The 14,153-nt window shown below is 43.2% G+C and carries 12 protein-coding genes; 6 read left to right on the top strand and 6 right to left on the bottom strand.

What is annotated here, in order from left to right:
- Genes L1267_RS03345 through L1267_RS03370 form a run of 6 tightly spaced genes read right to left on the bottom strand, consistent with a single transcriptional unit; the run spans nt 1 to nt 6,931 of the window.
- Nucleotides 1–906, bottom strand: coding sequence for a hydroxymethylglutaryl-CoA lyase (locus tag L1267_RS03345; protein ID WP_235382093.1), 906 nt, complete (start codon nt 904–906; stop codon nt 1–3).
- Nucleotides 906–2,870: an acetyl/propionyl/methylcrotonyl-CoA carboxylase subunit alpha gene (locus tag L1267_RS03350; RefSeq protein WP_235382094.1), complete on the bottom strand. Its 1,965-nt coding sequence runs from the start codon at nt 2,868–2,870 to the stop codon at nt 906–908. The genes L1267_RS03345 and L1267_RS03350 overlap by 1 nt, the downstream gene beginning before the upstream one ends.
- Before the next feature lie 8 nt (nt 2,871–2,878).
- The gene (locus L1267_RS03355; protein ID WP_054553800.1) at nt 2,879–3,649 is read right to left on the bottom strand and encodes an enoyl-CoA hydratase/isomerase family protein; all 771 of its coding nucleotides are present in this window, start codon (nt 3,647–3,649) and stop codon (nt 2,879–2,881) included.
- Nucleotides 3,650–3,659: 10 nt separating this feature from the next.
- Nucleotides 3,660–5,267 (bottom strand): carboxyl transferase domain-containing protein, encoded by a 1,608-nt coding sequence (locus L1267_RS03360; protein ID WP_235382095.1) that lies wholly within the window; start codon nt 5,265–5,267, stop codon nt 3,660–3,662.
- 9 nt (nt 5,268–5,276) lie between these two features.
- Entirely contained in the window at nt 5,277–6,452 is a 1,176-nt protein-coding gene (locus L1267_RS03365) for an isovaleryl-CoA dehydrogenase (protein ID WP_135924632.1), read from the bottom strand.
- Between the two features lie 44 nt (nt 6,453–6,496).
- Complete coding sequence (locus L1267_RS03370) at nt 6,497–6,931, bottom strand: MerR family transcriptional regulator (protein ID WP_036968456.1); 435 nt, start codon at nt 6,929–6,931, stop codon at nt 6,497–6,499.
- 341 nt (nt 6,932–7,272) lie between these two features.
- On the opposite strand from L1267_RS03370, the gene L1267_RS03375 reads away from it, so the two are divergent.
- The 6 genes from L1267_RS03375 (at nt 7,273) to mmsB (ending at nt 14,144) form a co-directional block, all read left to right on the top strand.
- On the top strand, nt 7,273–8,454 hold the full coding sequence (locus L1267_RS03375) for a thiolase family protein (RefSeq protein ID WP_235382096.1): 1,182 nt from the start codon (nt 7,273–7,275) through the stop codon (nt 8,452–8,454).
- A 91-nt stretch (nt 8,455–8,545) separates the two neighbouring features.
- Entirely contained in the window at nt 8,546–10,036 is a 1,491-nt protein-coding gene (locus L1267_RS03380; RefSeq protein WP_235382097.1) for a CoA-acylating methylmalonate-semialdehyde dehydrogenase, read from the top strand.
- A 110-nt stretch (nt 10,037–10,146) separates the two neighbouring features.
- Nucleotides 10,147–11,304, top strand: coding sequence for an acyl-CoA dehydrogenase family protein (locus L1267_RS03385; protein ID WP_235382098.1), 1,158 nt, complete (start codon nt 10,147–10,149; stop codon nt 11,302–11,304).
- A 10-nt stretch (nt 11,305–11,314) separates the two neighbouring features.
- Nucleotides 11,315–12,094, top strand: a complete 780-nt coding sequence (locus tag L1267_RS03390; RefSeq protein ID WP_105180497.1) for an enoyl-CoA hydratase — start codon at nt 11,315–11,317, stop codon at nt 12,092–12,094.
- Nucleotides 12,094–13,236, top strand: a complete 1,143-nt coding sequence (locus L1267_RS03395) for an enoyl-CoA hydratase/isomerase family protein (RefSeq protein ID WP_235382099.1) — start codon at nt 12,094–12,096, stop codon at nt 13,234–13,236. Before L1267_RS03390 ends, L1267_RS03395 begins: the two co-directional genes overlap by 1 nt.
- 17 nt (nt 13,237–13,253) lie before the next feature.
- Nucleotides 13,254–14,144 carry a 3-hydroxyisobutyrate dehydrogenase gene (gene mmsB / locus L1267_RS03400; protein WP_235382100.1) on the top strand — a complete coding sequence of 297 codons (891 nt, stop codon included), beginning with the start codon at nt 13,254–13,256 and terminating at the stop codon, nt 14,142–14,144.
- Nucleotides 14,145–14,153: the final 9 nt, after the last annotated feature.

Genomic DNA, 14,153 nt, shown 5'->3' on the forward strand with positions numbered 1-14,153 from the left:
TTAATTATTCTGAGTGTTCTTTAGAGCAAGTGATACCTTGCTGACAGGTTGTTTATTTAATGCACTGCAAATAGCCCAACCAGCTTTTGCCAGTCTTTCTAAATCAATTCCATGCTCTATGCCAAGCCCTTGCAGTAAGTAAACTACATCTTCAGTGGCAACATTTCCTGACGCGCCTTTGGCATAAGGGCAACCACCAAGGCCTGCAACAGCACTGTCAACCGTTGCTATACCGCGGCTTAGGGCGGTGTAAATATTTGTGAGCGCTTGCCCGTAGGTGTCGTGAAAATGTACAGCGAGTTTTGATTTATCAATATGTTGCAAAAGTAAATCTAATAATTCATCGACTTTTTTCGCCGTACCCACACCAATGGTGTCACCTAGGCTAATTTCGTAACAGCCAAGCTCAAGTAATCTTTGTGATACTTTTAATACATCATTGTAGTCGACATCACCTTGATATGGGCAACCCATAACGCAGCTCACATAACCTCTAACACGAATGTTATTCGCTTTGGCAAAAGCCATCACATCTTTAAAGCGATCAATACTTTCATCAATAGAGCAGTTAATGTTCTTTTGACAAAACGCTTCACTTGCCGCTGTAAAGATAGCAAATTCTTGAATGTCGACTTGTTTTGCTGCTTCTGCACCCCGTAAATTTGGGGTGAGGGCACTTAAGTTAACATTAGGCAAATTTAACGCGCTAATTACATCGCTTGAGTCAGCCATTTGTGGCACCCATTTAGGTGACACAAATGCGCCTGCTTCAATATCTTTAAGGCCAGCATCTGCAAGGGCGTTGATAAGAGCGACTTTATCTTGAGTACTAACGGCTGCTTCATTTTGCAAACCGTCTCTGGCGCCAACTTCTACAATGCGAACAAAATCAGGAAACTGTGCCATTACGCCTCCGGCTCTTCTACAATCGCGAGCATATCACCGTGACTCACCAGTTCACCTTCAGCAAAGCAATAGCTCGTTAATACACCATTATGCGGGGCATTGAGTGTGTATTCCATTTTCATAGCTTCAATAATGACGACCGCATCACCTTTAGCAACCGTACTACCCACCTCAACCAAATGCTTAACAACAGTACCATTGAGTGGCGCAGCAAGTGGTAGTGCATCACTTTCGTGTTCACTAATATAGTGTTTATCAATCAGCTCTAGCACTGTTTGTTGTGCTTTGTACATCACTGTGATGTGAGAGTCTGTTTGATTGATATGAGCTACGATTTTTTCGCCATTAACAACTAAGTTTGCAAGGCCATTTTCAACCTTGCCCGAGGTTGTATAGTCAACTCCATCTAGGCTGATTTTAAAGCCTTCTGAGGTCTTAATAGCATGAACGTTAAAATCTACAAACGGAATTGTTGTTTTAGCGTCACTGTTAAGCATAAAGCCTGTTAATTGTTGCCATGGGCTGCTGTTTTCACCTTTTAGTTGATGTGCATACACATAGGCTGCTACAACGGTCGCAATAACAGACTGTTGCTCGTTTTTAGCAACAAGGCGCTCACCTTGGTCTTCAATAAAGTGCGTATCGGGTGCACCTGCTTGAAAAGTTGGGTGGTTAGCAAGATTATGTAAGAAATTAACGTTACAGCTAAAACCTGATAGGTGGAATTGCTCTAATGCTTTTGATAAACGCCCAAGCGCAGCCTCACGGTTATCGTCATGAACAATTAACTTAGCAATCATAGGGTCGTAGAATGGGCTGATTTCATCACCCGCTGCAATCCCTGTATCTATACGTACAAATTCAGATTCGTTCGGTGTAAATAGGGCATCAATGTGGCCAGAACAAGGAATAAAGTCATTACTTGGATCTTCAGCATAAATACGCGCTTCAAAGCTGTGACCTTGCAGTTGAATATCTGCTTGGCTAAGTGGTAATGCTTCACCTGCCGCAATGTTGATTTGCCAATTCACCAAATCAACACCAGTAACCATTTCTGTTACTGGGTGCTCTACTTGTAAACGGGTGTTCATTTCCATGAAGAAGAATTCATCACCACAAAGTAAAAACTCAACCGTACCTGCACCGCGATAGTTAATCGCTTGGGCACAACGTACCGCAGCTTCACCCATTTCTTTACGAAGTGCATCAGATAAACCCGGAGCAGGGGCTTCTTCAATTACTTTTTGGTGACGACGCTGTAAAGAGCAGTCACGGTCGCCTAAGTACACACAGTTACCATGGCTATCTGCAAAAACTTGTACTTCAACATGGCGAGGTTTAGTGACGTAGCGCTCTAACAGTACTAAATCGTTACCAAAGCCGGCTTTTGCTTCACGTTTTGCGCCTTCAAGAGCACTGATAAAGTCTTTTGCGTGTTCAACAACTCGCATACCTTTACCACCGCCACCAAAAGCCGCTTTAATCAGTACCGGATAACCAATTTTTTCAGCTTCAGCTTGTAAGAACTCAGTATCTTGATTGTCACCATAATAACCAGGTACTAAAGGTACATTCGCTTGGTGCATAATTTCTTTAGCGCGGGTTTTTGAACCCATGGCTTCAATGCTTGATGCTGGTGGGCCAATAAAGGCGATATCATTTTTCTCACACGCGAGCGCAAAGTCACAGTTCTCAGATAAAAAACCATAACCTGGATGAATACAATCAACACCTGCTTGTTTTGCAACATCGATGATTTTGTCTGCCACTAAGTATGAGTCTTTACTTGGTGCAGAACCAATATGGTACGCCTCATCAGCAAGCTTTACGTGCTGAGCATGTTTATCTGCATCTGAGTAAACTGCAACCGTTGTTAAGCCCATTTGCTTTGCTGTACGCATAACTCGGCAGGCAATTTCACCACGGTTGGCAACGAGAATTTTTTTCAATGATTTTGTTGTCATAATGGTTCCTATTTCTGCCAGTTAGGGGCGCGTTTTTCAAAAAATGCAGTCAGACCTTCTTGGCCTTCTTCAGATACACGAATGCGTGCAATGCGCTCTGCGGTTAACTCAATAAGTGCATCATCTATTACGTTGCCAGCGACATCATTGATTAGCTGCTTTGCTGCTTTAACGGCAATAGGGCCATTGTTCACAAGGTTTTGTAAGTGTTTATCGAGCGCTGTTTGTAAATCGCCGGTGATCTGGTGAATTAAACCCAGTTGCTTAGCTGTATGCGCGTCAAAAATCTCTGCCGTTAAAAAATAACGACGTGCAGCGCGCTCACCAATAGCTTTAATGACATAAGGGCTGATAACTGCAGGAATAAGACCAAGCTTTACTTCACTTAAGCAAAACTGTGCATCGTCTTGGCAAATTGCGATATCACAACACGCAATCAAGCCTAACGCACCGCCAAATGCAGCACCTTGTACAGCACAAATTGTTGGATGTGGGCTTGTAGCAAGGACTTTCATAAGCTTTGCTAGCTGCATAGAGTCCGCTAAGTTTTCAGCAAAGTCATTGCCTGCCATCGACTTCATCCAGTTTAAATCAGCGCCAGCAGAGAAGTGCTTACCTTCGGTTTTTAAAACCAGTGCGCGCACATCACAGCTATTTGCGTGTTCAATTAAACGGATCAGTTCACTGATGACTTCTTCGTTAAATGCATTGTGTTTTTCAGGGCGACTTAGTACCAGTACAGCCACATTTGATTTTGTTATTTCGAGTGTTACTGACATAAGGCCTCCATTACATTCTAAATACGCCGAACTGCGAATCGCGCTCTGGTGCATTTTTAGCTGCACTTAAGGCAAGCCCCAATACATTGCGGGTATCAGCAGGATCGATAATGCCATCATCCCAAAGGCGGGCACTGGCGTAATATGGATGACCTTGTTTTTCGTATTGCTCGATAATTGGCTTTTTAAACTCACTGACTTGCTCATCAGTCATGCTTTCGCCTTTACGGGCTAAACCGTCTTGTTTAACTTGTGCAAGAACGCCAGCTGCTTGTTCACCACCCATTACAGAGATACGGGCGTTTGGCCACATCCACATCATGGTTGGTTCGAATGCACGACCACACATACCGTAGTTACCTGCACCATACGAGCCACCAATTAATACGGTGAATTTTGGTACATCAGCACATGACACAGCGGTTACCATTTTCGCACCATGCTTGGCGATGCCTTCGGCTTCGTATTTTTTACCAACCATAAAGCCAGTAATATTTTGTAAAAACACCAAAGGAATTTTGCGTTGCGCACATAGTTGAATAAAGTGCGCGCCTTTTTGCGCCGATTCACTAAATAAAATGCCGTTGTTGGCAACAATACCGACAGAGTGACCAAATATTTTTGCAAAGCCGGTTACTAATGTTTCGCCAAAGTATCGTTTAAATTCATCAAATGATGAATCATCAACAACACGAGCAATTACTTCGCGTACATCAAATGGCTTTTTAAGGTCGGTACCCACAATGCCGTAAATTTCGTTAATGTCGTAACGCGGTGGTTTAACATCATCAAGTAACGGTGCAGTAGGGCGCTGATAGTTAATTCGTTCAATACATTGGCGCGCAATCGAAAGCGCATGAGCATCGTTTTCAGCATAGTGATCGGCAACACCTGATGTTTTACAGTGAACATCAGCACCACCGAGCTCTTCTGCACTAACTTCTTCACCCGTAGCCGCTTTAACCAGTGGCGGGCCTGCTAAGAAAATTGTGCCTTGCTCTTTTACGATAATACTTTCATCAGCCATCGCTGGTACATAAGCACCACCTGCAGTACATAAACCCATTACGACTGCAATTTGTGGAATGCCTTTACCAGACATACGTGCCTGATTATAGAAAATACGGCCAAAATGTAATTTATCTGGGAATACATCATCTTGTTCAGGCAGGTTTGCACCGCCTGAATCAACTAAATAAATACACGGTAAATGACAACGCTCTGCGATATCTTGGGCGCGTAGATGTTTTTTCACCGTTAACGGAAAGTAAGTACCGCCTTTTACGGTTGCATCATTGGCGATGATCATACATTCAACGCCTTTCACACGACCAATACCGGCAACAACACCGGCACAAGGAATGGCTTGTTCATACACGCCAAAGGCTGCAAATTGTGAAATCTCTAAAAATGGCGAGCCTTCATCAAGTAGCGTTTCAATACGGTCACGAACAAACAACTTACCACGGCCTTGGTGGCGCTCAATCAGGGCAGGGCCACCGCCTAAACGGATATCAGCTACTTTTTCACGTAAGTCAGTTACGAGTGCTGCCATGTTGTCGTGATTTTGCAAAAATTGCGGATCGTGTGGATTTACACTCGATTTTAAAATCGTCATAACAAGGTCCTATCGGCTTTCAGTGAATAATTCGCGACCAATTAGCATGCGGCGGATTTCAGAGGTACCTGCGCCAATTTCATACAGTTTTGCATCACGTAATAAACGACCTGTTGCGTATTCGTTGATATAACCATTACCCCCTAAGATTTGAATAGCATCAAGGGCCATCTTAGTTGCCAGCTCTGCGGCATATAAAATTGCGCCAGCGGCATCTTTACGCGTTGTTTCGCCGCGGTCACATGCACGAGCTACCGTGTAAACATAAGAACGAGCAGCATTCATTTGCGTGTACATATCAGCGATTTTGCCTTGAATAAGCTGGAACTGACCAATTGGGCTATCAAATTGTTTACGCTCATGAATATATGGAACCACAATGTCCATACATGCTTGCATAATGCCAAGCGGGCCTGCCGCTAAAACAACACGCTCATAATCTAGGCCACTCATAAGTACTTTTACGCCTTCGTTTAAGTTACCTAGAATGTTTTCTGCTGGTACTTCGCAGTTCTCAAACACTAATTCACAGGTGTTAGAGCCACGCATACCAAGTTTGTCTAGCTTTTGCGCAGTAGAGAATCCCGGAGTGTTACGTTCAACGATGAACGCTGTGATGCCTTTAGGGCCGGCATTTAAATCTGTTTTTGCGTAGATAACAAAGGTATCGGCATCTGGACCATTAGTGATCCACATTTTGTTACCGTTAAGTACAAATACATCGCCTTTTTTCTCAGCTTTTAATTTCATTGATACAACATCAGAACCCGCATTTGGCTCACTCATCGCAAGGGCACCAATGTGCTCACCACTAATAAGTTTTGGTAAGTACTTTTCTTTTTGTGCTTGTGACCCATTACGGTTAATTTGGTTAACACATAAGTTTGAATGAGCACCATAACTTAAACCAATCGATGCACTTGCACGGCTAATTTCTTCCATTGCGATTACATGCTCAAGATAACCAAGGCCAGCACCGCCAAATTCTTCAGGCACTGTCATACCTAATAAACCCATTTCGCCAAGTTGTGGCCAAAGTTGATTAGGGAAGGCATTGTCTAAATCTGTTTGTTCTGCAAGTGGGGCGATTTCTTGGCTGGCAAAGCTATTAACGTGATCGCGGATCATGTCTGCTGTTTCGCCAAGTCCGAAGTTCATTTCTTTGTATAGTGAAATAGTGCTCATAATGTGTGTTCCTGTGAGAGTCTGTTGACGAGATTGTTGTCAGGTTATTCGTCTAAATTATTAAGGGTTTCACGACAGCGGCGTTCTGCTGTAACCAATTCCATCAGTACAACTTTAATGTCGTCCATTTGTTGGCTTAGGTCCGCTTTTTTCTCTGCGATAAGGTCAAGCATAGTCACTAGCTGTTTAGCGCTTGATTTATCAGCATCGTAAAGTTCAAACAAACGACCCGTTTCAGCCAAGGTAAAACCTAAGCGTTTACCGCGTAGAATAAGTTTTAGTCTTACTTTGTCGCGTTTTGAATAAATACGGGTTTGACCATTGCGCTCAGGTGATATCAGACCTTGGTCTTCGTAAAAGCGGATAGAGCGGGTGGTAATATCAAATTCTTTTGCTAGTTCGCTGATACTAAACGTTTGCTCATTGCTAGCAGGTTCAACTGCTGCGCTTTCAAAGTTTGTTTGATTGTCTTGTTTCATGATTTATTTACCTCATTCGAATAACTCCAATATAAGTGAAGTTTACGTAAAGGTAAAGGGTGATTTGGGAGTTATACTTTAGACTTATAAAGATAACTGGTTGGATTTGTTGGAAAGCTCTATTTATCTAGCCTTGTAAGCAGATGTTCGATTTTTAATACAACAAAATACAGATAAGTTTACAGTTTTAACGACCGCAAAAAAGTTGATTTTAGATTTACGTTGGCGTAAACGTAAATATTATGTATGCTGAATTAAATCGAAATTAAACTATAACAAATTAACTGTTTGGTTACACATGATTTGAACACATGATGATAACCACTAACATGGAGCCAATTATGACTACTGAAGCCGTTGTTATTGTTGCCGCAAAACGCACCCCTATGGGTGGTTTTATGGGCGCACTTAGTGGTGCTCACGCAACTGATTTAGGTGCTACAGCTATTAAAAGTAGCTTAGAGCAAGCTGGTTTATCTGCCGATAAGATTGACGAAGTGATCATGGGCTGTGTATTACCAGCTGGTCTTGGTCAAGCACCTGCGCGACAAGCAATGTTAAAAGCGGGCCTTTACCAAGGTACTGGCGCAACAACAATCAACAAAGTATGTGGCTCTGGCTTAAAGGCTGCAATGTTTGCCCATGACTTAATTAAATCAGGCTCTATAAACACCGCTGTTGCAGGTGGTATGGAAAGCATGAGTAACGCGCCTTATATGTTACCGAATGCACGTTCAGGTATGCGTATGGGTCATGGCGAAGTAAAAGATCACATGATGTGTGACGGCCTTGAAGATGCTTACGACAACAAAGCAATGGGTTGTTTTGCACAAGATACTGCCGATCAATATTCAATTGGTCGTGAACAAATGGACAACTTTGCACTTAGCTCACTGACTAAAGCAAATAGCGCAATTGAAACAGGCGCATTTGATAATGAAATCGCCGCACACACTATCTCAACACGCAAAGGTGATGTGACCGTTGCGATTGATGAGCAACCAGGCAATGCGCGTCCTGATAAAATTCCAGGTTTACGTCCTGCATTTAAAAAAGACGGCACGATTACAGCTGCGAACTCGTCATCAATTTCTGATGGTGCAGCAGCACTTGTGTTGATGCGTGAGTCAGATGCAAAAGCACAAGGTTTAACACCACTTTGTCGTATCGTTGCTCACAGCACACATTCTCAAGCACCAAGTGAATTTACTTTAGCACCAGTTGGCGCGATGCAATCGCTTTTAGAAAAAGCTGGTTGGTCTGTGAATGATGTTGATTTATGGGAAATCAACGAAGCGTTTGCCATGGTGACTATGCTTGCAATTAACGAGTTAAAACTTGATGAAAGCAAAGTAAACGTAAACGGCGGTGCCTGTGCACTTGGTCACCCAATTGGTGCAAGCGGCGCGCGTATCTTAGTTACCTTAATTCATGCATTAAAGAATCGTGGTCTTAGCAAAGGTGTTGCCTCACTGTGTATCGGTGGTGGTGAAGCTGTTGCTATGGCAGTTGAAGTTATTTAATCGCTTTAGAATTTTAATCTCTCACAGCCGCAACGTATTTTAAAAACTATCATGTTGCGGCCTCTTTATACCCACTGGGGAGGAGTGCCTCATGCACCAAGTACCTTTATTTATCAACGGCGAATTTACCCAATCAAGTTCAACGCAGTTGATTGATGTTATCAATCCTGCAAACCAAGAAGTGTTAGCTCAAGTTCCGTGTGCAACGGATGCTGAAATGGATGCAGCCATTGCCTCTGCAAAAGAAACATTTAAAACATGGAAAGAAGTGCCAATTTCTGAGCGTGCGCGCATTATGATGAAATACGCAGCACTACTAAAAGAAAACCATGACGAGCTTGCGACGATTATTTGTCATGAGCTGGGTAAAACATTTGAAGATGCCAAAGGCGATGTTTGGCGTGGTATTGAAGTGGTTGAGCAAGCAGCCAATGCACCATCACTAATGATGGGCGAAACAATGGAAAACGTAGCGCGTAAAATCGATACATACTCTTACATGCAGCCACTGGGTGTATGTGCGGGTATTACGCCATTTAACTTCCCTGCAATGATCCCTTTATGGATGTTCCCACTGGCTATTGTGTGTGGTAACACCTTTATTCTCAAACCATCAGAACAAGATCCATTAACACCAATGCGTTTAGCTGAACTATTTGTTGAAGCGGGTGCGCCAAAAGGGGTGTTACAAGTTGTTCATGGTACAAAACCACAAGTTGACCGTTTATTAGAAGACCCAGCAGTACGCGCTATTTCATTTGTTGGTTCGTGTGGTGTAGGTGAATACATCTATTCAAAAGGCACAGCAAACCTTAAACGCGTACAAGCTTGTGTGGGTGCAAAAAACCACATGGTAATTATGCCTGATGCAAGTAAATCGCATGTTGTAAATAATCTAGTAGGTGCGTCTGTAGGTGCTGCGGGTCAGCGCTGTATGGGTATTTCGGTTGCTGTGTTTGTTGGTCAAGCAAAAGACTGGGTTGATGAAATTAAAGCAGGCTTTGAAAACGTACGCCCTGGTGTATGGGATGATGCAAACGCGGCCTACGGCCCACAAACATCAAAAGCGGCAAAAGATCGAATCTTATCACTTATCGCAAGTGGTAAAGAACAAGGTGCAACGTGCTTAATTGATGGCTCTGACTTTACTGTTGAAGGCTACGAGCAAGGCAACTGGGTTGGCCCAACATTATTTACTGATGTAACAACAGAAATGGATTTATACAAAGAAGAGATCTTTGGTCCAGTACTGGCTTGTATTTTTGTAGATACACTCGATGAGGCGATTGAGCTTATCAATAACTCGCCTTACGGTAACGGTACTTCGTTATTCACATCAAGCGGCGCTGCTGCACGTAAATTCCAACATGAAATCGAAGTAGGTCAAGTTGGTATCAACGTGCCAATTCCTGTGCCACTACCGTTTTTCTCTTTCACAGGTTGGAAAGGCTCATTCTACGGTGACCAACACACCTACGGTAAGCAAGGTATTCGTTTTTACACAGAAACGAAAACAATTACTTCACGTTGGTTCGAGGATGATATCGCCTCTGGTCCGAACATGAGTATCAACCTTAAATAAGCCGTAATTAATTTACTGCTGAGCGAGCACACGCTCGCTCAAAGAACACACATTTAAACGACAACAATCGTTATTCACACAAGAATAAGACAACAAAATAGAGGTCTACTATGGACTTTAATTTAACCGAAGATCAGCAAGCGTTTGCTGAAACAGCCCGTCAGTTTGCAGAGTCTGAACTTGCTCCACATGCAGCAAAGTGGGACCAAGAGCACATTTTCCCGAAAGACACCATTAAAGCAGCCGGTGAGCTAGGTTTTTGTGGTTTATATACCCCAGAAGAAGCGGGCGGCTTAGGTTTATCTCGCCTAGATTCAAGCATTATCTTTGAGCAGCTTGCCATGGGTTGTACTGCAACCACCGCTATGTTGACCATTCATAATATGGCAACCTGGATGATTGCAAGCTTTGGTACTGATGAGGTTAAAGCCCAGTACTGTGAACAATTAGTAATGGGTGAGTTACTTGCGTCCTACTGTTTAACAGAGCCGGGTTCAGGCTCTGATGCCGCATCGCTAAAAACCAAAGCGGTTAAAGAGGGCGATGAGTATGTGATCTCAGGCTCTAAAATGTTTATTTCGGGTGCTGGTGAAACTGACTTACTGGTTGTTATGGCGCGCACAGGTGGTGAAGGCGCTGCTGGTATTTCGGCATTTGTTGTGCCAGCTGATGCAGCAGGTATTGAATACGGTAAAGCTGAAGAAAAAATGGGCTGGAATGCACAGCCAACACGTTTAATTAGCTTTGAAGGTGTCAGAATTCCTGCGGCTAACTTACTAGGTCAAGAAGGCGAAGGCTTTAAGTTTGCAATGCAAGGCTTAGACGGTGGTCGTATTAACATTGCAACTTGTTCAATAGGTACAGCTCAAGCAGCTCTTAATACTGCTCGCGAATACTTAAAAGAGCGTGAGCAGTTTGGTAAGCCATTAGCTGCTTTCCAAGCACTGCAATTTAAGATTGCCGATATGAACACCGAGCTTGTTGCCGCTCGTCAAATGGTGCGCTTAGCCGCATTTAAACTTGATACGGGTGACAGTGAAAAAACCACTTACTGTGCAATGGCAAAACGTTTTGCTACAGATGTTGGCTTTAAAGTCTGTGATGACGCACTACAAATTCACGGTGGTTACGGTTACATCAAAGAATACCCATTAGAGCGTCATTTTAGAGACGTCCGTGTGCATCAAATTCTTGAAGGCACAAACGAAATCATGCGTGTGATTATCGCACGTCGTATCTTAGCTGAGTCAGCTGGTGACATTCTATAAGGAGCAACCTATGTCTAACCCATCGATTGATTTAAATATTGAAGGTAATGTAGCGGTTTTAACTATGAATAACCCGCCAGCGAATACCTGGACACAAGATACATTAACTGCATTAAAAGACACTGTAACTGAGCTAAATGCTAACAAAAATGTCTATGCATTAGTGATTACAGGCCAAGGTGAAAAGTTCTTTAGTGCTGGTGCCGATTTAAACGTGTTTGCTAGTGGTGATAAAGGCGTTGCAGCCACTATGTCTAAAGTGTTTGGTGATGCATTTGAAGCATTAACTAATTTCCGTGGTGTATCAATCGCGGCAATTAATGGTTATGCCATGGGCGGTGGTCTTGAAGTGGCCCTTGCTTGTGATATTCGTATTGCTGAAGAGCAAGCTCAAATGGCACTTCCTGAAGCGAAAGTTGGCTTGTTGCCTTGTGCTGGTGGTACGCAAAACCTTGCATGGCTTGTAGGTGAAGGCTGGGCAAAACGCATGATTTTATGTGGTGAACGCTTAAAAGCAGACAAAGCACGTGAAATTGGCCTTGTTGAAGAAGTGGTTGGTACTGGTGAAAGCTTAGCTGCGGCAATGAAACTTGCTAACCAAGTTGGCGAACAAAGCCCGGTTGCTGTGACTGCATGTAAAGAGCTTATTCAAAAAGGTCGCACACAACCTATGGCCCATGCATTGCCATTAGAGCGTGAGTTATTTGTACAATTATTCGATACGCAAGATCAAAAAGAAGGCGTGAATGCGTTCTTAGAAAAGCGTAAAGCAAATTGGGTAAATGGCTAATGACTAACTTAACACTACTAAATCATCAAGATGCGCCTGTGGTGTTTGAAACTGCAGAGGCCGAGAGCGGCCTCATTGCAATTGCGACACTCAATGCGCCTAAGTCGTTAAATGCCTTAAATTACGACATGATCCAACTGCTTGAGCCTCAGCTTAGAAAATGGGCTGACGATGACGCAGTTGCCATGGTTATTCTAAAAGGGGCTGGCGAAAAAGCATTTTGTGCCGGTGGCGATGTCGTTAGCCTGCATAAAGCAATGAGCACAGGTGAGCCTGCTCACTACATTGAAGACTTTTTTACCCTTGAGTATAAATTAGACTACCTAATTCACTGCTATGAAAAGCCAATATTACTTTGGGGTAATGGCATTGTTATGGGTGGCGGTCTTGGCTTAATGGCTGGGGCAAGTCACCGAGTGGTAACAGAGTCATCGCGTATTGCAATGCCTGAGCTAACTATTGGTTTATACCCAGATGTTGGCGGCAGTTATTTCTTACATAAAATGCCTGAGCAAGTGGGTTTATTTTTAGGGTTAACTGCGGCGTCTATCAATGCTGAAGATGCCTTGTTTGTTAATCTTGCTGATCACTATGCAACAGCAGATAAATATGACGCTATTTTAACGGCTATCACAGCTGAAAAGTGGGGAAAAACAGCCTCATTAAATCACGAAAAGCTGACTAACATTCTAATCTCTATTGATAATATTTCAGGTCGTGTCCCTAAAGGTAACGTAAAAGATAACCTTGAGGTTATTCAAAAGCTGGCTGAATTTGACTCACTGCAGGGCAAAGTTGACTACATCCAAAGCTTAGAAACCGAAGATAAATGGCTTACCCGTGCGCAAAAGTCATTAGCGCATGGTTGTCCGCTTAGTTGTGCGCTGGTTGAACGTCAATTAGCTAATTCAAAAGAAATGACATTAGCACAGTGCTTTAAAATGGAGCTGGGTATGTCGGTTCGCTGTGGCGAAGTAGGCGAGTTCCAAGAAGGAGTTCGTGCGCTACTAATCGACAAAGACGGTGCACCAAACTGGCAGTTTAAATCGCTTAGCGATATCGACGAAGCAGTTGTAGGTAGCTTCTTTACAGCACGCTGGGATGAGCAATCTCATCCACTTAACTCATTAACGTCATCTTAAGTCCAAGGGGTAAACAAATGGCTAAATTAACAATAGGATTTATTGGTTTAGGCAACATGGGTGGCCCAATGGCGGCAAACCTTGTCAATGCAGGTCATACAGTTCGCGTGTTTGACTTAAATAAAGCAGCGGTTAATGAGCTTGCCGATAAAGGTGCAATTGCTGCTACCGATGCAGCTGAGTGTGCCATTGGCGCTGATATTTTTATCAGTATGCTACCAGCAAGCAAACACGTTAAGTCGCTTTACTTAGGCGAAACAGGTCTTATCAACTTACTTGATAGCAAAACTTTGGTGATTGACTGCTCAACCATTGATGCCGAATCAGCGCGTCAAGTAGGTAGCGAACTTGCTCAAAAAGGCATTGATTTTGTTGATGCACCGGTATCAGGTGGTGTTGCAGGAGCAACAGCGGGCACTTTAACCTTTATCGTCGGTGGTGAGCAAAGTCACTTTGAAAAAGCCAAGCTGGCTTTAGTAGATATGGGTAAAAATATCTTCCATGCTGGTGATATTGGTGCAGGCCAAGTCGCAAAAATCTGTAACAACATGCTGCTAAGCATTTTAATGGCAGGTACTAGCGAAGCACTACAAATGGGGATAAATAACGGGCTAGACCCAAAAGTGTTAAGTGACATCATGACTGCAAGCTCTGGCCGTAACTGGACACTTGAGCTTTATAACCCATGCCCTGGTGTAATGGAAACGGCGCCAGCAAGTAATGATTATAAACCGGGCTTTATGGTTGATTTAATGGCGAAAGACTTAGGTCTTGCTATGGAAGCGGCTCAGCAAAGTAATTCATCTACCCCAATGGGGTCAATGGCGAAGAATCTATACACTATGCTTCAGCATCAAGGTGCGGGTAGTGATGATTTTAGCGCTATTTTTAAATTATTCTCGAAGTAGGAGATTGTT

Source organism: Pseudoalteromonas sp. OFAV1, from assembly GCF_021532595.1.
In the GTDB taxonomy this organism is placed as follows: Bacteria; Pseudomonadota; Gammaproteobacteria; order Enterobacterales; family Alteromonadaceae; genus Pseudoalteromonas; species Pseudoalteromonas lipolytica_C.

What these genes read in the sequence shown, in the direction of transcription:
- L1267_RS03385 (WP_235382098.1), top strand. Translation starts at nt 10,147, where the DNA reads ATGGACTTTAATTTAACCGAAGATCAGCAAGCGTTTGCTGAAACAGCC.
- L1267_RS03345 (WP_235382093.1), bottom strand. Translation starts at nt 906, where the DNA reads ATGGCACAGTTTCCTGATTTTGTTCGCATTGTAGAAGTTGGCGCCAGA.
- L1267_RS03365 (WP_135924632.1), bottom strand. Translation starts at nt 6,452, where the DNA reads ATGAGCACTATTTCACTATACAAAGAAATGAACTTCGGACTTGGCGAA.
- L1267_RS03390 (WP_105180497.1), top strand. Translation starts at nt 11,315, where the DNA reads ATGTCTAACCCATCGATTGATTTAAATATTGAAGGTAATGTAGCGGTT.
- L1267_RS03350 (WP_235382094.1), bottom strand. Translation starts at nt 2,870, where the DNA reads ATGACAACAAAATCATTGAAAAAAATTCTCGTTGCCAACCGTGGTGAA.
- mmsB (WP_235382100.1), top strand. Translation starts at nt 13,254, where the DNA reads ATGGCTAAATTAACAATAGGATTTATTGGTTTAGGCAACATGGGTGGC.
- L1267_RS03360 (WP_235382095.1), bottom strand. Translation starts at nt 5,267, where the DNA reads ATGACGATTTTAAAATCGAGTGTAAATCCACACGATCCGCAATTTTTG.
- L1267_RS03355 (WP_054553800.1), bottom strand. Translation starts at nt 3,649, where the DNA reads ATGTCAGTAACACTCGAAATAACAAAATCAAATGTGGCTGTACTGGTA.
- L1267_RS03375 (WP_235382096.1), top strand. Translation starts at nt 7,273, where the DNA reads ATGACTACTGAAGCCGTTGTTATTGTTGCCGCAAAACGCACCCCTATG.
- L1267_RS03370 (WP_036968456.1), bottom strand. Translation starts at nt 6,931, where the DNA reads ATGAAACAAGACAATCAAACAAACTTTGAAAGCGCAGCAGTTGAACCT.
- L1267_RS03380 (WP_235382097.1), top strand. Translation starts at nt 8,546, where the DNA reads ATGCACCAAGTACCTTTATTTATCAACGGCGAATTTACCCAATCAAGT.
- L1267_RS03395 (WP_235382099.1), top strand. Translation starts at nt 12,094, where the DNA reads ATGACTAACTTAACACTACTAAATCATCAAGATGCGCCTGTGGTGTTT.